This is a genomic window from Microcystis aeruginosa NIES-843 (assembly GCF_000010625.1).
Taxonomy (GTDB): Bacteria; Cyanobacteriota; Cyanobacteriia; order Cyanobacteriales; family Microcystaceae; genus Microcystis; species Microcystis aeruginosa.
The window spans coordinates 50,125-71,006 of record NC_010296.1; the positions used below are offsets into that span (position 1 = coordinate 50,125).

Consider the following 20,882-nt stretch of genomic DNA (forward strand, 5'->3'; position numbering starts at 1 on the left):
AAACCTGCAAAAACTATGCCTGATCTCAATGCTATCCCCGGAATGACCGCTCTTCGCTCCCAGACAAAAGGCGATCCACGCATCAAAATCGCCGTTCTTGATGGACCGATTGACTTAGATTGCGCCTGCTTTCAAGGAGCAAATATTACCCGCCTTGATCCCTATTGGTCGCAAGAATTTCCCATCGATCCGCAACACTTACAAGCCTTTTTAGATGTAGAAAAAAGTGCCAAAAGTGATGAAGAAAAAGGTGATATGTTGAAAGAAGCGATTCCCGATGAAAACATCCTCCAGAGTTTGCATTTGCGCTTCCATGCTAACCATATTATCAGCACCATTTGCGGCCAGCCAGATTCACCTGTAGAAGGGATTGCTCCTAACGCTACTGTAATTAATATTCCCATCGCCTATAGCAACGAAGATTTTATTAATCCCCTCAATCTTTCTCGCGCAATTAGTACCGCTATTGAACAGGGAGTTAATATTATCCATTGTGCCGCTTGTCATCCAACTCAAAGCGGATAGCTCACGAATTTATTGATAAAGCAATTCGTCAAGCTCAAGCTAATAATATCCTGGTGATTGCCCCCGGAGGTAATGATAAGGGAGAGTGTTGGTGTGTTCCTGCGGTATTAGAAAATGTCCTGGCGGTGGGAGCGATGAAAGATACAGGCGAGCCATTTAAATTTAGTAATTTTGGTGGTAAATATGCAACTCAAGGGATTCTCGCTCCAGGAGAGAATATTTTAGGCGCTCAACCCGCAACTGATGACCCCATTCGCAAAAAAGGGACTAGCTGCGCCGCTCCCATTGTGACAGGAACAGCCGCTTTATTGATGAGTTTACAATTAGAACAGGGTTTATCTCCTGATGCTGAAGCAGTAAGGGCCGCCTTGATTAATAGTGCCATCCCCTGCGATCCTAATGAAGTAGAAGAACCAGAACGCTGTTTATTAGGAAAAATTAATATTGCGGGTGCTTATGAACTGCTGACGGGAGAGAAATTACAAACTGTTGAAGCGGATAACAATTTGTCGAATAATATCATAGAATCGGCGGTAATTCCGATGACAGTGACAACCTCGGTTATCCCATCTAATACAACCGAGATGGCGACTCAGGGAATAACTATAACCCCCCCAACAGCAGCGACAATAGAACTGGCGATCGCTCCTAGCAATGCTTCAGAAAATGTTTCCTCAACTGGATTAATACAAAATAATCAAACAAATAAAAATATTGTCTTTAATAGTGTCGTTCCTAGTCAACGTTCAAACCTCGTTTATGTGTTAGGAACTTTAGGTTATGACTTCGGAACAGAAGCGCGTCGGGACACCTTTAAACAATTAATGCCAAGCATCACGATCGATAATCTTGAATTACCATCCAATCCCTACGATGCGCGGCAAATGGTAGATTATTTAGAAAGTAATCTATCAGAAACTAAGTCTTTAATTTGGACAGTCAATTTAGAACTAACTCCCATATATGCGATTAAACCAGTGGGAGCTTTTGCCGCCGACATTTATCAAGTCATCCAATATATGTTAGCGGGTCAAATATTACCAGAATCTGACGAAGATTATGTGGAAAGGGTGAGTATCCCCGGTATGCTGACCGAGGAAACTGTGAAACTTTTTTCTGGTCAAATTGTTCCCGTCATCAAGGTTAATAGTCCCAGGGGAATGTATGGCTGGAAAGTTAATACTTTGATTGAATCAGCGCTAGAAACTGTTAGCGCAGAACATGAAATCGCCGATGAAGCGAGGATGCGGCGTTCTCTGACCAGTTTCTTGAATCGCATTTATTATGACTTACGCAATGTCGGACAAATCGCCCGGGATCGCGCTTTAAATTTTGCAGCTACTAACGCTTTTCAAGCTGTACAAACCTTCTCCCAAGCAGTAGCGCTGGGAATGGAACTACACAGCATTGAAGTGGAAAAAAGCCCTTTTTGTCGCTATGGTAGTGAATGCTGGGATGTGAAATTAAAATTCTTCGATCCCGAAAATGGTCTGCGGGCCAAACGAGTTTTTCGCTTTACCATTGATGTCAGCGATCGCACCCCTGTAACTTTAGGTGAAGTGCGTTCTTGGGCTGTTTCTAAATAGCCTGAGTCTGCTAAGTAAGTAGTTATAATTAAATTGAAGATAGATTTTGCCTCTGATCCCCCCTGCCCCCCTTAATAAGGGGGGTGCCGATAGGCGGGGGGATCCCCCCTGCCCCCCTTGATAAGGGGGGTGTCTGACAACTTTTAACACCTACCTACTTAAGTACCTAAGCAAAATTGATTAACCAATAAGGCCAGGGTTAACTTGTCAAAATTGTACCAAATGTACTTAGCAAAAATGTCGCTCAAATTCAATTATAATTAACTTCTTATTCAAAATTTTAGTTAATTATGCGTTACAAACTTTTAGGTAATAGTGGTCTGCGAGTTTCCGAACTATGTCTAGGAACGATGACATTCGGGCAAGATTGGGGTTGGGGGTCGGATAAAGAGGAAAGTCGGGCGGTTTTTCAGGCTTTTGCGGAAGCGGGGGGCAATTTTCTCGATACGGCCAATATCTACACAAACGGAACCAGTGAAACATTAGTGGGGGAATTTGTCAAGGGCGATCGAGAAAAATGGGTAATCGCCACGAAATATTCTCTCAACACGCGCCCCGGCGATGTCAATGCTTGCGGAAATCATCGAAAAAACCTCTTTCAAGCGGTAGAAGCTAGTTTAAAGCGTTTAGGCACTGATTACATCGATTTACTCTGGCTTCATATTTGGGACTCTCTCACTCCTATCGAGGAAGTGATGCGCGCTTTCGATGATTTGGTCAGGATGGGAAAAGTCCTTTATATTGGCATTTCTGACAGTCCTGCTTGGATTGTCTCTCAAGGGAACACCCTGGCCACCCTACGGGGATGGACACCCTTTATCGGACTACAAATAGAATATTCTCTCAAGGAACGCACCCCCGAACGGGAATTATTGCCCATGGCCAAAGCATTAAATATCGGGGTGACAGCTTGGAGTCCCCTGGGAGGAGGAGTTTTAACGGGAAAATATAATCAACCCAACCCCGTCGATGGTCGTTTAAGCATGACCGACCAACCTTTTCAAATTCTCGATCGCGATCTGAAAATTGCCGAGACCGCCCTAGAGATTGCCAGAGAAATCGGCAAATCACCGGCACAGGTGGCGTTAAATTGGCTCAGAAATCGCCCTAACTCCGTAATTCCCATCATTGGCGCTCGAAAATTGTCCCAATTGCAGGATAATTTAGCCTGTGTGGACTTTAACCTGACTGGGGAACAGCTGCAACGACTCGATAATATCAGTGCCATTTCCCTCGGTTTTCCCCACGAACTTTTAGCCAGTCAATTTGTTTGCGATATCCTATTAGGAGGAGTAGCAGCACAATTGGATCGATGATGGAAGTCTTTGTTTATGGAACCCTGAAACCCAAGGAAAGTAACTATTCTGCCTACTGTGCAGGAAAAGTGATCAACTCTAAAACCGTCTACACAAGGGGGCATTTATACCATCTTACCGCCCTCGGTTATCCCGGACTGACCGAGGGCGAGGGCTGGGTGAAAGGAATTTTATTGACTTTTAACGCAGATTATGATCTGGGGCTTTTGGATGGTTTGGAAGATTATCAACCCGGCAGAGATGCAGAAGAAAACGAGTATCAGCGTCGCAGAATTCCTATTTATAATCTAGAGCGAGAATTAATCGGCGAAGCTTGGGGATATATGATGACACCGGCAAAAATAGCTTTTCATGGCGGTATTTGGCTGCCTTCCGGTTGGTGGACCAGTAGCGATCGAGAATAGGGATGAGGGGGCCGATTCTGTTAAGATATACAAATTAAAAGCTTAATCGTGAAAAAATTATGTATCTACTCCTAGAAGTGGCCAGTGGCAAATTCCCCGTTTATTTTGTGGCAGTTTATGTGGTCGGTTTTCTCGCTGCTGTCACCATCGGTTCGATCGCTTGGTACAATTCTAAACGCCCGGTCGGTTGGGAAGATGCCCAAAGACCCGATATTGTCCCCGAAGTGAAGACAGAGGTGGATTCTGATTCTCAATCCTAGAAAAAGGCAGTGATCAGTTATTTTAGCCGTCAGCTTTTTCTCCCTTCTCAGCAATCAGGTTGGTTGGGATTGACCCTTGGCTGCGGACAAGGGACTAAAGACCTGACTAGGCGGTTATTTCAGGCATTTCCGCCCTTCCTGCCGAACAGAAACAGATAAATCAACCAAGGTCGATCGCAAATCGCTATGATAGAATATTGGGTCTTTAATTTCCGTCCCCTCCTCCTCTTATGAAACTGCCTGTCGTCGCTATCATCGAAAATTTGGGTCTGAAACCCCGCCGTTTTACGGCGGCTTTGCTGTTAAATATTAGCACATTTACGAAATATATGCTAAAATATGAGACATGGAAAAAGCCTATTCTTACCGATTTTACCCCACACCCGAACAAGAGTCGCTATTGCGGCGCACATTGGGCTGTGTAAGATTAGTTTACAACAAAGCTCTCCATGTCAGAACACAAGCATGGTACGAAAAGCAAGAAAGAGTAGGCTACGCTCAAACTTCTTCAATGTTGACCGATTGGAAAAAACAAGAAGAATTAGACTTTTTAAACGAAGTAAGCTGTGTACCTTTACAACAAGGGTTAAGACACCTACAAACAGCTTTCACTAATTTCTTTGCTGGTCGTACTAAGTATCCTAACTTTAAGAAAAAACATCAGGGAGGAAGTGCCGAATTTACCAAATCTGCTTTTAAATTTAAAGACAGACAAGTCTATTTAGCTAAATGCACAGAACCTTTACCTATTCGATGGTCAAGACAAATACCAGAAAGCTGTGAACCAAGCACAGTAACAGTCAGATTACATCCATCTGGACGTTGGCATATTTCAATTAGATTTGATGACCCAACGATTAAGCCATTACCAGTAACAGATAAAGCCATCGGAATTGACTTAGGAATTAGTAGCCTCGTGATTACCAGCGATGGCGATAAAGTATCTAATCCTAAGCATTTTAACAAGCATTATCAGAGACTGCGAAAGGCCCAAAAAAGCCTTTCTAGAAAACAGAAAGGGTCAAAAAATCGGGAAAAAGCAAGAATCAAAGTAGCCAAGATTCACGCTCAAATCACCGATAGTAGAAAAGACCATTTACACAAGCTAACCACTCAATTAGTTCGTGAAAACCAAACGATTGTGGTTGAGAATTTAGCCGTCAAGAATATGGTCAAAAACCCGAAATTATCTCAGGCAATATCTGATGTAAGCTGGGGAGAAATCACTCGACAATTAGCCTATAAATGCCGTTGGTATGGGAGAAACTACATCGAAATAGATAGATGGTTTCCTAGCTCTAAAAGGTGTAGTAATTGCGGGTATATTGCCCTTGAAAATGCCGTTAAATGTTCGAGAATGGGATTGTCCAGACTGTGGGACGCACCATGACCGAGATATTAACGCCAGTAAAAATATTTTGGCCGCAGGGCTTGCGGTGTCAGTCTGTAGAGCGACCATAAGACCAGAACAGAGTAAATCTGTTAAGGCAGGTGCGAAAAATCCTTCGGGAAAGAAGCAGAAACCCAAATCGTGAGGTTTGGGAATCGCCGTCCGTTTTACGGCGGCGAGGATGTCAAGTAGTCATGGAAAATGTTCCTGAAATTTTGAAAGCTTATGGCGGTATCATCAGAGATGAAATTGTAGCACATTTAGAATCTTGGGGTTATCAAGTAGTTACTACTTCCCTAAACGCCGCTTATTATGGAGTGCCACAAACTCGCTCAAGAGCCTTTTTTTTAGCTAGTCTAGAGCGTTTACCATCCCTTCCCCAAGCAACTCATTCTGGTGATATCAGAAGTGATTATAAAGCTGTAAAATCTTGGACACAGCTTACTTTACTAGAACCAAATATTGCCCCAGTTACTACTGTTAAAGATGCCATTAGTGATTTACCTACTTTAGAAGCAGGACAAGCTTATGATCACGAAATTTATACTAGGGAACCCGAGACCATATATCAACAGAAGATGCGTGAGCAAAGTCAAAAAATTGTTAATCATATTGCCCGTGCTTTAACACCAATTCAAATGTCAAGAGTGCAAATTCTGGCGGAAGGACAAGATGCGAGAGATTTACCTGCTGAATTAGCACCGAAAAAACACTATAGCGGGGCCTATGGTCGACTTTCTTGGGATAAACCAGCAAGAACAATTACAAGGTGGTTTTTTCATCCCGGTTCTGGCAGATTTTTTCATCCGACCCAGAATCGGACAATCACAATTCGTGAAGCAGCAAGATTACATTCTTATCCCGATCATTTTCACTTTTTAGGGACTTATACTGATATGGCCTCTCAAATTGGAGAATCTGTGCCACCACTGTTAGGCAAAGTGGTAGCAGACTCTATGGGACAAAATCTTGAGTATTAGTTTGGGTTTGTAGCGCTGCAAAAATTGTCTCCACATATCGATCTATTGTCAGACGAGTTCTCTCAATTCTCAGACGAATAGCGGCAGCGGGGATTGTTCTGCTTCTAAACAACTGTTTCTGATTTTTGTACCAAACTAACTGAGTTTTGCCAGCGATGCTTCCCTGTAAACCTGCCCCTACTCCCCCAGTTTTTTTATCTATTGCCCATGCCCAAGAAAAAACATTAGGATCAAGAGGATTAAGGGGGTATTCACAGTAAACATATTCATTGCCCTCTCGGTTTTTTAGCAATATTCCCTCATAGCTGTTGATGACATTTTGAGCAGTTTGACTGGAGCGAATCTTCTCGTTCCAGTGTTGAATAATAGCGGTTCCCAGTTGTGCGGGGGAAGATTGCAGATTCAAAGAGGGAACCCCAAGTTGAATGGCTTTTTTGATAATATCTGCTCGTTGAATTACGAACAAAAAGGTATTATCTGTAGTTAGGGTCTGCTGAAAAAGTTTTTCGTGGGGGCAGGGTGTGGGGTGTGGGGTGTGGGGTGTAGGGTTTTACCGATTTTGAGGTAGTCAGTTACCTGGGGTCTGCTGAAAAAGTTTTTCCTAGGGGCAGGGTGTAGGGTGTGGGGTGTGGGGTTTTACCGATTTTGAGGGGGTCAATTACCTAATTTTCAGGGAAAAAGTCCCTGAATTTCCCCCTGATCACTCCCATATCTGGTACTTTTGGATTTCAAAAAAGTCTAAAAGTCTTATCCAGCAAGGTTTTTAGATTTATTCAGCCAGCCCTACCTAATTTTCAGGGAAAAAGTCTAGGAATTTTCCCCCCGATCACTCCAATGGTAGGCACTTTTTGAGGGAAAAAAAGTCTAAAAGCCTTATCCAACAAGGTTTTTAGATTTATTCAGCCAGCCCTAGTTAAACTATTCAGTTGTAGAGATTTTAGCGACCAACCACTGGCAGTTTTACTGTCCACTGCATCGTAGAGTAGTTTGCTTCTGCCTAGGGCAGGATCGGATAAAGGAATATTCTTGATATAATGAAAAATTGCTTCCCAGCTATAATCCTCGATCGAGCCAATCAATGGTGAGGCAATTGCGGCTAGAATGGCCTGCTTTAGTCTTTTAGTCTCGTCGTTCGTTAACACTTAGGGATTCCTCTACGGAATACAAAAATTCACTCATCCTCAGACCTAGGGACTTCCAAAAAATAAACTATTCATGCTCAAGAATAATAATCATTCTCGGAGTGTAGGAGGTAGGGGTCGATGGTTGCCTCCTCCTTCCAATTTTGTAGTAGAATTAATCCTGTACATTATTAATCAAGTTTTTCTTTGTAAGTGTATATGGAATTAACTGATTCCCTCAAGAAATTGCTCAGTGAAACTGCACTTCAATTAAAAGGTGCAGCTAAAAGAAGATTCATGGCCCAAACAGTCTTAGAATTAGGCTATGGGGGACAAACCCTTGCTGCACAGGAGTTAGGCTGGAATCGAACTACTATTCGTAAAGGAATTAAAGAACTAAAAAGAGGTATTATTTGTGTTGATAATCATTCAGCTAAGGGGCGGAAAAAAGCAGAAGAACATTTACCTTTTCTATTGGAAAACATCAAAAGTTTAGTGGATTCTCAAAGCCAAACTGACCCAAGTTTTAAAAGCCAAAGGCTTTATGTGAGACTGAGTGCGGCCGAAGTCCGAAAGCAATTAATCTCTAAATATGGGTACAGTGATGAGGATTTACCGAGCGAGGAAACTATTCGGGTTAAATTAAATAACTTAGGTTATCGTCTGAAAAGAGTCGCTAAAGTTTTACCTCAAAAAAAATTCCAGAAACCGAGGCAATCTTTGAGGAATTAGCTAACATTAATCGGGAAGCGGATGAAGACCCTACGATGTTACGTCTTAGTTTGGATGCCAAAGCCCGTGTTAATATTGGACTATTTGATCGAGGAGGTAAGAATAGAATAACTGTCGAAACAAACGATCATGATTTTAATCCGAAAACAACCCTAACCCCTTACGGAATATTTATTCCAGAATTTGATGAGTTGTTTTTGTATTTCACTGCCTCCACAGTCACCAGTGACTTTATTGTTGATATATTAGAAGATTTCTGGGAGTCGGAAAAATCTCGTTTTGAGAAAATTAAAACTTTGATAATTAATCAAGATAATGGACCAGAAAATAATTGGAGACGAACTCAGTTCATGAAACGTATAGTTGAGTTTTCCCAAAAATATCAAGTTAATATACGTTTAGCTTACTATCCCCCTTACCATAGTAAATATAATCCTATTGAACGAACCTGGGCTGTGTTAGAAAACCCTTGGAATGGGAGTATTTTAGATGAAATCGAAACGGCTTTGAAATTCGCCCAAACTATGACTTGGAAAGGAAAACACCCGATTGTTAAGTTGATTACTGAAACTTATGAAAAAGGAGTAAAGCTTACTAAAAAAGCCATGGAAAAAATCGAAGAAAAAATCGAACGTCTCACAGAATCAACGAATCAAGACTTTCCCGATTTGGGACAATGGTTTATTGATATCTATTATGATAAGACCTAGTTTGTAGTTAACTAAGATGGTTAGCTAAAAACTGTCTTTGATTCTTTAACTTGTCCTTGTTATACTCGAAAAAGCTCGGAAGTATAAGAGTTTGTGCTGCCTATTTTTTCGGAAAAATAGGTTGTAATGGGAGACTCTTTGTTTTCCTAGACAAAAATAATTACTTTTTCAAAAAAACACTTTTCTATTTTTTTGTTGGGTATTTTATTCTCTGGAAGTCCCCTAAAGCATTAGTAATATGACTAAGCACTCTCACCGATGGACTTTTTAATCCTCGCTCTAGTTGACTGATGTAAGTTCTATGCAGACCTGTTACTTCCGCCAAATACTCTTGCGACCACCCTTTTTCTTGGCGATAACGCTGTAGCTCTCGTCCTAAAATTTGCTCTAGTTGACCAGATTGCATAACCTGAATTCTAGTCTTTTGTATACCAAAGTTCTACAGACTAAAGTATTCAATGTCTCAGTGCCGAACAGAAACAGATAAATCAACCAAGGTCGATCGCAAATCGCTATGATAGAATATTGGGTCTTTAATTTCCGTCCCCTCCTCCTCTTATGAAACTGCCTGTCGTCGCTATTATCGGTCGTCCCAATGTGGGCAAATCCACCCTCGTCAATCGTATCGCTGGAGATCAACAGGCGATCGTTTTCGATCAACCCGGGATTACCAGAGATCGCACCTATCAACCAGCTTTCTGGTGCGATCGAGATTTTCAAATTGTCGATACAGGGGGGCTAGTTTTTAACGATGACAGCGAATTTCTCCCTTTAATCCGCGAACAGGCTTTAATCGCCCTAGCAGAGGCAAGTGTGGCGATTTTTGTCGTCGATGGGCAAGGGGGAATTACCGCCGGCGATCGAGAAATTGCCGCTTGGTTACGACAGCAAAATGTCCCGATACTTTTGGCCGTCAATAAATGTGAATCGGTGGAACAGGGTATCCTGCAAGCGACGGAATTCTGGGAATTAGCCATCGGTGAACCCTTCCCCATCTCGGCCATTCACGGCTCTGGTACAGGCGAACTACTCGATGCGGTGATTAAATATTTGCCACCTGCGGCGGAAATTCCCGAAAATGAAGAGATTAAAGTGGCAATTATCGGTCGTCCTAACGTGGGTAAATCCAGTCTCCTCAATGCTTTAACCGGACAACAACGGGCGATCGTTAGTCCGATTTCGGGAACCACCAGAGACTCGATCGATACTTTAATTGAACGAGAAGGACAGGTTTATCGGTTAATTGACACCGCTGGCATTCGCCGTAAGAAGAATGTGGACTATGGAGCCGAATTTTTCAGTATTAACCGTGCTTTTAAGGCCATTCGCCGGTCTGACGTGGTACTATTCGTCATCGATGTGCTAGATGGTGTCACCGAACAGGATTTAAAATTGGCGGGACGAATTATTGAAGAAGGGCGCGCGGTGGTGCTAGTGGTCAATAAATGGGATGCGGTGGAGAAAGACACCTACACCATCAATACTTACACCAAAATGCTCCAAGATCGGCTGTATTTTATGGATTGGGCAGAAATGATCTTTGTCAGCGCCATGACGGGGCAAAGAGTCACCAAAATCCTCGAATTAGTCGATATTGCCGCCGAATCTCACCGTCGTCGCGTCAGTACCTCGGTAATCAACGATGTGATCGAAGAGGCGGTGAAGTGGCACAATCCCCCCACCACCAGGGGCGGAAAACAGGGGAAACTATACTATGGCACGCAAGTATCGAGTCAACCCCCCACGATCGCCCTTTTCGTTAACGATCCCCAGCGCTTTAATGATAACTATCGCCGTTACATCGAAGGGCAATTCCGGCAACAGTTAGGCTTTAAAGGAACCCCGATCCGCTTAATCTGGCGCGGCAAACCGGCGCGAGAAGTGGAAAAAACGGTTAATAGAGCCACCAAGGTCTAATTTATGGATTTATTGCGAAGTTTGCCCATCGGTCTTTATCTCGATCAACCGATTACCCGACTACATCAACTAGATGCCCGGGTAAAATTTATCTGGTTAATGGCTTTTTTAGCAGCACCTTTATTAGCTAATCCTTGGTGGCGTTTAGCTTTGGTGGGATTGTTAATGTTTTTAACCCTGTTAGCTCCTATTCCCCCCCGCGTCTGGCGGCAACAGATGGGCTGGCTGATATTTTTAGCGATTATCGTCTTTCTGATTACTGCTATCACTCCCGATGGTTTAGCGGTGAGTATTCAGCCGCGTTTACCGGATGAAGGGCTGAATTTACCGCCAGCAAGTGATTATCAGTATGTTTTATGGGATAGAGGTCGTTTATTTGTTACCCGACGTTCTTTGGAATTAGCAGTGAGAATTAGTACCTTAGTTTTTACTTTAATTTATAGCACTAATCTCTTTTTATTGACGACGGCCCCGGAAGAAATTACCGAAGGTTTAGAGAATTTAATGAGTCCTTTACGGCGATTTAATGTGCCGGTGACGGAAATTTCTCTGACTCTGACCCTCTCTTTGCGCTTTATTCCCCTGGTTTTAGAAGAAGTGCAAAATCTAGCTAGGGCAGTGAGAACTAGGGCGATCGATTGGCAAAAATTAGGGATTAAAAAGAGTTTAAACGTCTGGTTAACAGTAGTGGAAAAATTCCTAGATAATTTGCTTTTGCGCGCCGAACAAATAGCGATCGCTATGGAGGTTCGCGGTTTTACCAGTCCCAATCAGCATCAAGTACGCTGGCACCAATTACAGTTAAGATGGGCTGATTTGATCGCTTTATTTTTGTTAATTCCCTTTTGGGCAGCCCGATTAGTTTGGGGGGGTTTATAGCAGTTATCAGTTATCAGTTATCAGTTATCAGATTTGAGTTTTAAGTGTGCAGTATTAAATAGAAGTTTCCTACTGTCTTTGCACTGATTACTGATTACTGTTTACTGATTACTGTTTACTGTTCACAGCAAAAAACTCCCCACACCCTACACCCAGCCTAGACTTTAACTGCGTTGTCACCCCTTCAGGGTGCGGATGTTGACGGCAATGTTGTGGAATTTATAACCGAGGAACCCTTCGCGCCTCCGGGAGGAGTAGTAATTAGGGTCTGCTGAATAAATCTAAAAACTTTGTTGGATAAGACTTTTGGACTTTTTTCCCCTCAAAAAGTGCCAGCCATTGCGGGGATCGGGGGGAAATTCAGGGACTTTTTCCCTGAAAATTAGGTAGTTGACCACCTGAAAATCGATAAAACCCCACACCCCACACCCCACACCCCACACCCTGCCCCCAGGAAAAGCTTTTTGCCGCAAACCCTAATTATCCCTCTGTGCTGCCCCAGGAGACTCCTTCCACAGAATCAATGCCACTGGCTGCTTGCCACACTAAATGGTTACATACGCTACATAATCTGTTACCATTTGCATACGGCGATTCTTCTGTCCGTTTTGTACCGATAACTCCTTATTGGATAAGCCTTTCCACTTAGAAGATGTACCAGACTGAGCCTGAATCTGCCGTATGTATAGAATTGTTGATTGGGAATTTTTATTATGACATTGCAGGAAGGCACTTACATCTGGGAATACGGCGACACCACCCAGGCTCTCTGGTTCACCGCTTCTTACAACACAGTCACAAATCAATGGACTGTTGATATGAAGAAGGGGTCAATGGACCTCAACGCATTCTGGTGGTCGAATGGCGATAGCAACGCGGATGGCAATATAGTTCTTTCCAAGGCTGACAACAGTCTCAATATGAATGGGACTGGTATCGTCTGGGATGGATACGACAAGATTTCCGATACGGGGTTAACGGGAACGGAGCATAATGGCAGCAGTCTTCTTACTGCGGGTAATACCTATACTTACAGCTACAGCAAGGATCAAGGGGTAGAGATCGAAGCGCTCTTGGCGGGGGGTGTTACGACTCTTGGTGTCAGAGCCACAAGCGTCAACGGCACCGACGGTATCAAGGCGGTAGATGGACAATATGTTTTCGTTCCCTACGATACAACTCCACCTACAGTGACAGTCAATATCGTTGATGCTTCCTTGAACGATGGCGATAACAATTCTCTCGTCACCTTCCAGTTCAGCGAAACCGTCAGCGGCTTCACGGTCGGTGATGTGAGCGTCAGCGGCGGAACACTGAGCAACTTCACCCAGGTGGATGGCAACAGCTACCAGGCCACCTTCACGGCCGACGATGCTGTGGAAACCACCGGCTCGGTGTCCGTGGCAGCGGCCAGCTACAGCGACGTGGCAGGCAACCAGGGCGGAGCGGGTACGGACACGGTGACGATTGATACCAAAAATCCGACCCTTGCAGTCGATATTGTTGATGCTTCCTTGAACGATGGCGATAACAATTCTCTGGTCAGCTTTGAGTTCAGCGAAGATGTCGCCGGTTTTGACAACAGTGATGTGAGCGTCAGCGGTGGAACCCTGAGCGACTTCACCCAAGTGGATGGCAACAGCTACCAGGCCACCTTCACGGCCGACGATGCTGTGGAAACCACCGGCTCGGTGTCCGTGGCAGCGGCCAGCTACAGCGACGTGGCGGGCAACGATGGCGGAGCGGGTACGGACACGGTGACGATTGATACCAAAAATCCGACCCTTGCAGTCGATATTGTTGATGCTTCCTTGAACGATGGCGATAACAATTCTCTGGTCAGCTTTGAGTTCAGCGAAGATGTCGCCGGTTTTGACAACAGTGATGTGAGCGTCAGCGGTGGAACCCTGAGCGACTTCACCCAAGTGGATGGCAACAGCTATACGGCCATCTTCACGGCCGACGATGCTGTGGAAACCACCGGCTCGGTGTCCGTGGCAGCGGCCAGCTACAGCGACGTGGCGGGCAACGATGGCGGAGCGGGTACGGACACGGTGACGATTGATACCAAAAATCCGACCCTTGCAGTCGATATTGTTGATGCTTCCTTGAACGATGGCGATAACAATTCTCTGGTCAGCTTTGAGTTCAGCGAAGATGTCGCCGGTTTTGACAACAGTGATGTGAGCGTCAGCGGTGGAACCCTGAGCGACTTCACCCAAGTGGATGGCAACAGCTACCAGGCCACCTTCACGGCCGACGATGCTGTGGAAACCACCGGCTCGGTGTCCGTGGCAGCCGATAGCTACAGCGACGTGGCAGGTAACAATGGTGGAGCGGGTACGGATACGGTGACGATTGACACGCTTAATCCGACCGTGGGCATCACCTTCGACAACTCACCGCTCACTGGCCAGAACTTTAGCACTACGATCACCTTCCAGTTCAGCGAAGCCGTAAGCGGTTTCGCCGCCAGCGATGTGACCCTGACCAACGGGGTGCTGAGCAACTTCACCGGCAGCGGCAGCAGCTACACCGCCACCTTCATCGCCACCAACTTCCAGTCGCCAACGGGAACAGTGGCGGTGTCCAACGACTATTTCGATACCCCTGGCAACCAGGGTGCTGCCAATTCGGCCAACATCGCCATGACCGTGGGCGGCGGTCCTGACCCGAATGATGGGCCGTCTGGAGGCGGCAGTGTGATTGGCTCAGGTACAATTGGCGCGGATTCCATCACCGGATCAACCGGTGACGACAACCTTAGCGGCCTCGACGGCAACGACACCATCAATGGCGGCGACGGCAACGACACCATCAACGGCGGCACTGGCGCCGACATTATCAGCGGCGGCACCGGCAACGACAACATCATCGGACTCGGCGGCTTTGATCTGATCTACGGCGGATCCGGCAATGATACCATCAATGGTAGTAATGGTATTGACACCATCGTCGGCGGGTTCGGCAACGATTCCCTCACCGGTGGCGGCGGCGACACCTTCCGGTTTCTGAGCATCTACGACCAGCAGGATGTGATCACCGGTTTCAACGACACCATCGTGTTCGATATAACCGGTGCCAGCGCCTTCACGTCCTTGGGTAGCGGGGCTTTGGGAACCACAACCTACACCGGTGCAATTGCCGGCGGTTACCTCACCTACAGCGGTGGGGTACTCTCCTACGATGCCGATGGTTCCGCGGGATCAACCTTCAGTCCGTTGGCGATCGTCACGTTGACCGGCTCTCCCACCCTCTCCAACACCAACGTACTGTTCCAGAACCTCTAGCCCAAGCAGGCATTCCCCGCCTTATTTCTCCGGCCCCTGCTGGCCATTATTGCGGGGAATGTTCTTAACTTCTTCTGCTCTGCACCTGCTTACCGGCTCTGGTTTTGAGCCAGTCCGTAGCGATTGTCTTAAAAGTCAAGGGGAATAAAGAAAATCTTTTGTACCCCAAATAGGCAAGACAAAGTAACGGCACCAGTCATCCGTTTTGTCAGCGATGAAATTGTTCGGAAAACTGGACTAAGCGGGTGCTTGCCAGCATTTATTATCACGAATCATGGCATTGAGGATAACCAGCAATTTCCTCATACAGGCAACTAAGGCCACCTTTTTCAACTTGCCATTGGTCAACAACCGTTCGTAGAACTTCCGAATCACCGGGTTATGACGAATGGCTACCAATGTGGCCATGTACAAGCCACAGCGAACCGAGGTGCGTCCCCCCGAAATCATGCGTTTACCCTTGTGCTGGCCACTATCGTGGTTGATAGGAGCGACCCCGACCAGCCGGGCAATCTGTTTTTCGCCAGAGTGTTCCCATCTCGGGTAATTCCGCCAAACATAGGGCAGATGAAACTTTGCCGATCCCTTTAACGGATTGTAAGATTTCATTTTTGCGTTGCCAATCGGCTTGCTGTTGGGCGAGGGACTGAATCTGCTCGTTGAGGCTTTCAATACGCTGTTGGATTTCCTCAATATGGGCTTTGATATCTAGTTGCACCGTCTCAGACGCACGACTGAGGCGGTTTTTCTCCGCCACCTGCATCTCCACCAACTGCTGTCGTCGTCGTACTAGGTCGCTCAATTGTTGGGCTTGGGGGGCAACCACGGGTTGGGGTTGGGGTTGCACGGCTCGTGCGAATTGAGCGATTACCTGTGCGTCCAATTTGTCCGTTTTTGCTTTCCCCAATGCCGTCGCAAACCCTTTGACCTTGCGGGGGTTGGCGATCGCTACCGGTATTGTGGCGGCTTGTAAGCCCGATACGAGTGCGCGCTCTAATCCACCCGTCGATTCCACCACCACCAAACTCGGTGAGAGAGGATGTAATTGTTCAATCAGCGATTGAACGCCAACGTCGCTGTTGGGTTGTTGCAAGGTCAGACCTTGCGGCAACACGTAGATATCTAGAACCTCTTTACTGACATCGATCCCTACCCATGTTTTTTCTTCTGTCATCGTTTATGCTGGGGTTAAGTTATTTTGTCCCTTTGGTAACTCGTCCTTGCGAATACGAGGTTAATCCTCCAGCGATTGTTCGAGCTTGTCTCATCGGGATGACGGCGTGGCTCCGGTGGCTACCCAACGGTGTCAAGCACCTCGGTTGAACTGGATGTCCACGCCCTTTTTCAGAATATAGGCACCCAAGCTACAAAGCGGTATTTTTTACCTAGGTTGGGACGGGTTGCCTACTTCTCAAGATACAAGCGACTGTATCGCCAGTTCGTTCATCGGAAATTTTGGGTCTGAAACCCCGCCGTTCTAGGTTGGCTTTACGTTAGAATTAAAAGGCCAGTCTCGAAAACCAAGTGGACGGCGCAGCACCTTGAAAACTCGGCTTAGGGGGTTCCGACCAGAAAAGCTTGGCCGGGTAAAAAGTCGCGCGCAACAAGTACAAGAAGCTATAGGCGGTCAACGTACCGTGGGACACACGGAATCGGGCTTCTGAAATGGGGCGAAAGTCTGTGGACTCTGTGTAAGACAGTACATGGTTTTTTAACTGTGGTATGCGACGGTGGTGGAAGCAGAAACTTAAATCGTGAGGTTTAGGAATCGCCGCACTTTTAGGGCGGCGAGGATGTCAACAGGTTCGGTTTCACCGTCCCGTTAACGTAGTCGCCAGCTTCCGCAAACGCTTTCAGTGTCGCCTCGATAGCGGCGACCTGTTCGGGTGTTACCTGGAGTTGGCAAGATACGGTCAGGACTTGTTTCATCCCCTCATTAATAATAGACCTCTTGTAAAAATCAAAAATTGTTGTTAGGGTTAGGAGTCAGGAGTCAGTAGTCAGTAGTCAGGAGAATTAAGAATGAATAATAATCAATTAAACGGTCTATTTCCAGATTTTATGTAATTTAATCCTTGTTTTTGCCGTTTTTGAATCCTCAAAAATTAATTATGCAAGAGGTTTAATCAATACATGAGGATTTTGAGGAAGATGCAAGAATTTATTGGCGATTTTTGGGGCATCGAACCCCTCAAAGCCGAACAGTAGGGACTCACGCGGTTTCGTTGAGAAAATTGTCGGAAAAGAGATATTAGCTCAGAAAGCGATTATACTCAATGATCGAAGACTATTGGCCGGCGATCGATGAACCAAGACAACGAGATTAGTCACTTACTAGACCTCATGCCTGCTTCGGGACGGATGATGACGCGCATTGTCAGCAAACCCGAAAGCACCAAGGTAATCGAAACTAATTTTCCCCTGCCCTGGCAAAGAGGAGTCAGACCGATTCAAATTAATTTTGACCTCTGGCGGCAATTATCAAGACCCCAACGGGATCTAGTCTTGTTAAGGGCCGTCTCTGTTTTAACGGCAGTAAAATGGTTTAAACCCGATCTCGATCGATTAATTGCTCTGGCTGGTATGATCGGTTTAACCGTGGAAACCCTGCAAACCGATGCCGTCGGTATGGCAGTAGCGGGGGGTTTAACTGCCTTGGCAATTAACCGGATTTGGCGAGAAAAACGCAGCCCCCAACGGGAATTAGACGCGGATGAAGCGGCCCTAAAAGTGGCTGTTAGACGCGGTTACACGGAAACCGAGGCCGCTAAGGGTTTATTATCGGCTATTGAGACTATAGCTGAAATTGAGGGGCGATCGAGTCTCAATTTTAACGAGTTATTGCGCTGTCAAAATCTGAAAAAATTAGCCAATCTCTCCTTTGTTGGTGTTCCCGATCAGGTGAGACAATCTTAAGGTCAGTTGTTTTGGCTATCAGCTTTCTTTTTACTGATTACTGATCACTGATCAATGATCGCTTAAATCCCTAACCTTAAAATAACTACTATAAAAATATTTTTCCCCTTGCTCAATGGCTGCAATTGACTCTTTAGAAAAAGCCTTAAAATATCACTTTGGCTACGATCAATTTCGACCGAATCAACGCCAAATAATTGAGGCTGCTTTAAATAATCAGGATTTATTAGTAATTATGCCCACTGGAGGCGGTAAATCTCTCTGTTTTCAGCTACCCGCTTTAATCAAAAAAGGGGTGACGGTGGTGGTTTCTCCCTTAATTGCTTTAATGCAGGATCAAGTAACTGCTTTAGCTGATAATGGCATCGGGGCAACATTTCTCAATAGCACTTTAAACGCTAAACAAGTCAGAGAAAGAGAATCTTTAATCCTGCAAGGAAAAATTAAACTGTTATATGTCGCCCCAGAAAGATTATTATCGCCTAGTTTTTTAGACTTTTTAGCTGTTATTGATAATTACCTCGGTTTAGCCTGTTTAGCAGTGGATGAAGCTCACTGTGTCTCCGATTGGGGTCATGATTTCCGCCCTGAATATCGACAAATTAAACAAGTTCGTCAACGCTTTCCCTCCGTGCCAATTCTGGCTTTAACTGCCACCGCTACCCAACAGGTTAGAGAAGATATTATCCAACAATTAGGATTGCGAGATACTTCCATTCATATTGCTAGTTTTAATCGTCCTAATCTTTATTATGAAGTTCAACCTAAAACCAGTAAATCTTATCAGCAATTGTATCAATATATTAAAGGACAAAAAGGAGCAGGAATAGTTTACTGTATCAGCCGCAAAACCGTCGATAAAGTTGCTGAACAGTTGCAAAAAGATGGTATTAATGCCCTACCCTATCACGCGGGTATGGAGGATCGGGAAAGAAGTAACAATCAAACCCGTTTTATTCGGGATGATGTGCAGATTATGGTGGCAACAATTGCCTTCGGTATGGGGATTAATAAACCGGATGTACGCTTTGTCATTCATTACGATTTACCCCGCAATTTAGAGGGATATTATCAAGAATCGGGCCGCGCGGGTAGGGACGGAGAACCAGCTAAATGTACACTCTTTTTTAGCTTTGCAGATGCCAGAAAAATTGAGTATTTTATTAACCAAAAAACCGAGCAAAATGAACAACAGAAAGCTCGTCAACAATTGCGACAGGTGTTAGATTATGCTGAAGGGACTGAATGTAGAAGATCGCGCGTACTAGGTTACTTTGGAGAAAGTTTTGCGGGTAACTGTGGTAACTGTGATAACTGTCGGAATGGTACAAATAACCAGGATTGGACAATCGAGGCACAAAAATTTTTATCCTGTGTGGCGCGGACGGGACAAAAATTCGGTATGATGCACATAATCAACGTACTCAGGGGAGGAAAAGGTGAAAGAATCACCCAATATCAACACCATTTATTATCTACTTATGGCATCGGTAAAGATAAAACTGTGGAGGAGTGGAAACGTTTAAGTCGTTCCCTTGTCCAGCAAAATATATTAGTAGAAACTGAAGACGATTTTAGAATCTTGAAACTTAATCAACACAGTTGGGAAGTGATGCGGAAACAACGTTCCGTGTTTATTGCCGTCCCCCAAAAAGCTAACGGTCAAATCGTGGGAGACGACAATCCCAATATGGTGGAAAGTGATTTATTATTCGAGCGCTTGCGGCAACTGCGGAAAAAAATTGCCGATAGTCAAGGGGTTCCTCCCTACGTTATTTTCCATGATTCTAGTCTACGTTTGATGGCCCAATCGAAACCCCGGAATTTGGGGCAGTTTCGTCAAATTTCTGGAGTAGTACACAGTAAAGTACAACAGTATGGGGATATATTTATAGCGGCAATTAATGATTTTTGTCAGGATAGTCTTCCCTCTACTCAATTCCTCACTCTCCAATACTATCAAGATGGGTTGAATGCGGAAGAAATCGCTCGCAAAAGAAGCTTAAAAGTCTCAACCATCTATGAACATTTAGCTAAATTGCTGGAAGCGGGTTACGAAATTGATATTAATCAGTTAGTCTCTAAAAATAAACAGGAATATATTCGTTTAGTGATCAAAAAATTGGGCGATCAATCCCTGAAAACTCTCAAAGAAAATCTGGGAGATAATTATAGTTATGAGGAAATTAAATTAGTTGTTGCTTGGCAAAGACGACCCCGGCAATAAGGCCAGAGGAACTCTTTTGATGCAACCCTCCACTTTACAGGCAATAGGCAATAAATAATCAGTTTTTAATAACCGGATTTAGTATTACAACCAGTGGGTTAATCCGCTCAAAAATTGCTTTTTCTGGGGTTGAAACATTTTCAACCCTGATTTTTATCATCCAGGAAAAATAACTTCTAGGGGAGCGGGAATCATCTCGCTACGAAAGTCAAGAATCTGGACTAGGATTAAATAGGCAACGGCGATTAAAATCGAAATTGCTCCCGTGATAATGGCGATAATTTTAGCAGAATTCATATAATTAACCGTTAATTTCCTGAGATTATTGATCTATTCCCGCAAAAGCTACCGAAATTTATTCTCATCTACGATTGCGAGGATAAACAATTTAAACTGAAGATATCTTACAGCACAATTCTCCGAGGCGATCGAGAGGAGGAAAATCTTTACCGAATCAAGGTTAGTTACGGTTAAAGAGATTTTGCCATCAGTTCCACGAAAGAATAGGGTTTATCAGCTAGGAGAACATTCAGAATTTTGACTAATCCCGAACTGAGGTTCAGGTTGAAACCCAGTTTGACGAGAGATAGTCCTTGCGGCTCAATGTATAGATTAACATCTATGGTAAA

General features: G+C 44.8%; 15 protein-coding genes and 3 pseudogenes. 12 read left to right on the forward strand and 6 right to left on the reverse strand.

The window, feature by feature from the left end:
* The first annotated feature begins 15 nt into the window (after window positions 1-15).
* The 6 genes and pseudogenes from MAE_RS00295 to MAE_RS00320 all read left to right on the forward strand — a co-directional run bounded on the left by MAE_RS00295 (window position 16) and on the right by MAE_RS00320 (window position 6,461).
* Window positions 16-2,111, forward strand: a pseudogene (locus MAE_RS00295) (S8 family peptidase).
* A gap of 290 nt (window positions 2,112-2,401) precedes the next feature.
* Window positions 2,402-3,427 (forward strand): aldo/keto reductase, encoded by a 1,026-nt coding sequence (locus tag MAE_RS00300; protein ID WP_008205609.1) that lies wholly within the window; start codon window positions 2,402-2,404, stop codon window positions 3,425-3,427.
* Entirely contained in the window at window positions 3,424-3,831 is a 408-nt protein-coding gene (locus MAE_RS00305) for a gamma-glutamylcyclotransferase family protein (RefSeq protein WP_041803579.1), read from the forward strand. The genes MAE_RS00300 and MAE_RS00305 overlap by 4 nt, the downstream gene beginning before the upstream one ends.
* A 59-nt stretch (window positions 3,832-3,890) precedes the next feature.
* Entirely contained in the window at window positions 3,891-4,091 is a 201-nt protein-coding gene (psb35, locus tag MAE_RS00310) for a photosystem II assembly protein Psb35 (protein ID WP_002761344.1), read from the forward strand.
* 346 nt (window positions 4,092-4,437) lie between these two features.
* Window positions 4,438-5,626, forward strand: a pseudogene (locus MAE_RS00315) (RNA-guided endonuclease InsQ/TnpB family protein).
* A gap of 49 nt (window positions 5,627-5,675) precedes the next feature.
* Entirely contained in the window at window positions 5,676-6,461 is a 786-nt protein-coding gene (locus MAE_RS00320) for a DNA cytosine methyltransferase (RefSeq protein WP_012263833.1), read from the forward strand.
* Here MAE_RS00320 and MAE_RS00325 read toward each other — a convergent pair.
* Both MAE_RS00325 and MAE_RS00330 read right to left on the reverse strand, forming a co-directional pair.
* Window positions 6,436-6,927, reverse strand: coding sequence for a hypothetical protein (locus tag MAE_RS00325; RefSeq protein ID WP_041803581.1), 492 nt, complete (start codon window positions 6,925-6,927; stop codon window positions 6,436-6,438). The genes MAE_RS00320 and MAE_RS00325 overlap by 26 nt on opposite strands.
* 433 nt (window positions 6,928-7,360) lie before the next feature.
* Window positions 7,361-7,603, reverse strand: a complete 243-nt coding sequence (locus tag MAE_RS00330; protein WP_002797484.1) for a hypothetical protein — start codon at window positions 7,601-7,603, stop codon at window positions 7,361-7,363.
* A gap of 198 nt (window positions 7,604-7,801) precedes the next feature.
* Between MAE_RS00330 and MAE_RS28090 the strand changes: the two genes are divergently transcribed.
* Window positions 7,802-9,024 (forward strand): ISAzo13-like element ISMae28 family transposase gene (locus tag MAE_RS28090; RefSeq protein WP_148204717.1). Its coding sequence is split into 2 segments (ribosomal slippage): window positions 7,802-8,282 and window positions 8,282-9,024, totalling 1,224 coding nucleotides; the frame shifts between segments, so codons are not numbered across the junction.
* A 184-nt stretch (window positions 9,025-9,208) separates the two neighbouring features.
* Here MAE_RS28090 and MAE_RS00345 read toward each other — a convergent pair.
* On the reverse strand, window positions 9,209-9,430 hold the full coding sequence (locus tag MAE_RS00345) for a helix-turn-helix domain-containing protein (RefSeq protein ID WP_012263836.1): 222 nt from the start codon (window positions 9,428-9,430) through the stop codon (window positions 9,209-9,211).
* 152 nt (window positions 9,431-9,582) lie between these two features.
* On the opposite strand from MAE_RS00345, the gene der reads away from it, so the two are divergent.
* Complete coding sequence (gene der, locus MAE_RS00350) at window positions 9,583-10,941, forward strand: ribosome biogenesis GTPase Der (protein WP_002761352.1); 1,359 nt, start codon at window positions 9,583-9,585, stop codon at window positions 10,939-10,941.
* A gap of 3 nt (window positions 10,942-10,944) precedes the next feature.
* Window positions 10,945-11,820 carry an energy-coupling factor transporter transmembrane component T family protein gene (locus tag MAE_RS00355; RefSeq protein WP_012263837.1) on the forward strand — a complete coding sequence of 292 codons (876 nt, stop codon included), beginning with the start codon at window positions 10,945-10,947 and terminating at the stop codon, window positions 11,818-11,820.
* A gap of 281 nt (window positions 11,821-12,101) precedes the next feature.
* Here the strand turns inward: MAE_RS00355 and MAE_RS33055 are convergent, their stop codons facing one another.
* The gene (locus MAE_RS33055; RefSeq protein ID WP_041803585.1) at window positions 12,102-12,293 is read right to left on the reverse strand and encodes a hypothetical protein; all 192 of its coding nucleotides are present in this window, start codon (window positions 12,291-12,293) and stop codon (window positions 12,102-12,104) included.
* A gap of 240 nt (window positions 12,294-12,533) precedes the next feature.
* Between MAE_RS33055 and MAE_RS34585 the strand changes: the two genes are divergently transcribed.
* The gene (locus tag MAE_RS34585) at window positions 12,534-15,110 is read left to right on the forward strand and encodes an Ig-like domain-containing protein (RefSeq protein WP_012263839.1); all 2,577 of its coding nucleotides are present in this window, start codon (window positions 12,534-12,536) and stop codon (window positions 15,108-15,110) included.
* A 237-nt stretch (window positions 15,111-15,347) separates the two neighbouring features.
* Here MAE_RS34585 and MAE_RS00375 read toward each other — a convergent pair.
* Window positions 15,348-16,284: pseudogene (locus MAE_RS00375) on the reverse strand (IS110-like element ISMae40 family transposase).
* Window positions 16,285-17,414: 1,130 nt separating this feature from the next.
* Here MAE_RS00375 and MAE_RS00380 point away from each other — a divergent pair.
* Together MAE_RS00380 and recQ are read left to right on the forward strand one after the other, a co-directional pair.
* Complete coding sequence (locus MAE_RS00380; RefSeq protein ID WP_012263842.1) at window positions 17,415-18,026, forward strand: DUF3318 domain-containing protein; 612 nt, start codon at window positions 17,415-17,417, stop codon at window positions 18,024-18,026.
* A gap of 115 nt (window positions 18,027-18,141) precedes the next feature.
* Window positions 18,142-20,253: a DNA helicase RecQ gene (gene recQ / locus MAE_RS00385; protein WP_012263843.1), complete on the forward strand. Its 2,112-nt coding sequence runs from the start codon at window positions 18,142-18,144 to the stop codon at window positions 20,251-20,253.
* Between the two features lie 156 nt (window positions 20,254-20,409).
* On the opposite strand, the gene MAE_RS33900 is transcribed toward recQ, so the two are convergent.
* Entirely contained in the window at window positions 20,410-20,550 is a 141-nt protein-coding gene (locus tag MAE_RS33900) for a hypothetical protein (RefSeq protein WP_002760440.1), read from the reverse strand.
* Between the last annotated feature and the right edge of the window lie 332 nt (window positions 20,551-20,882).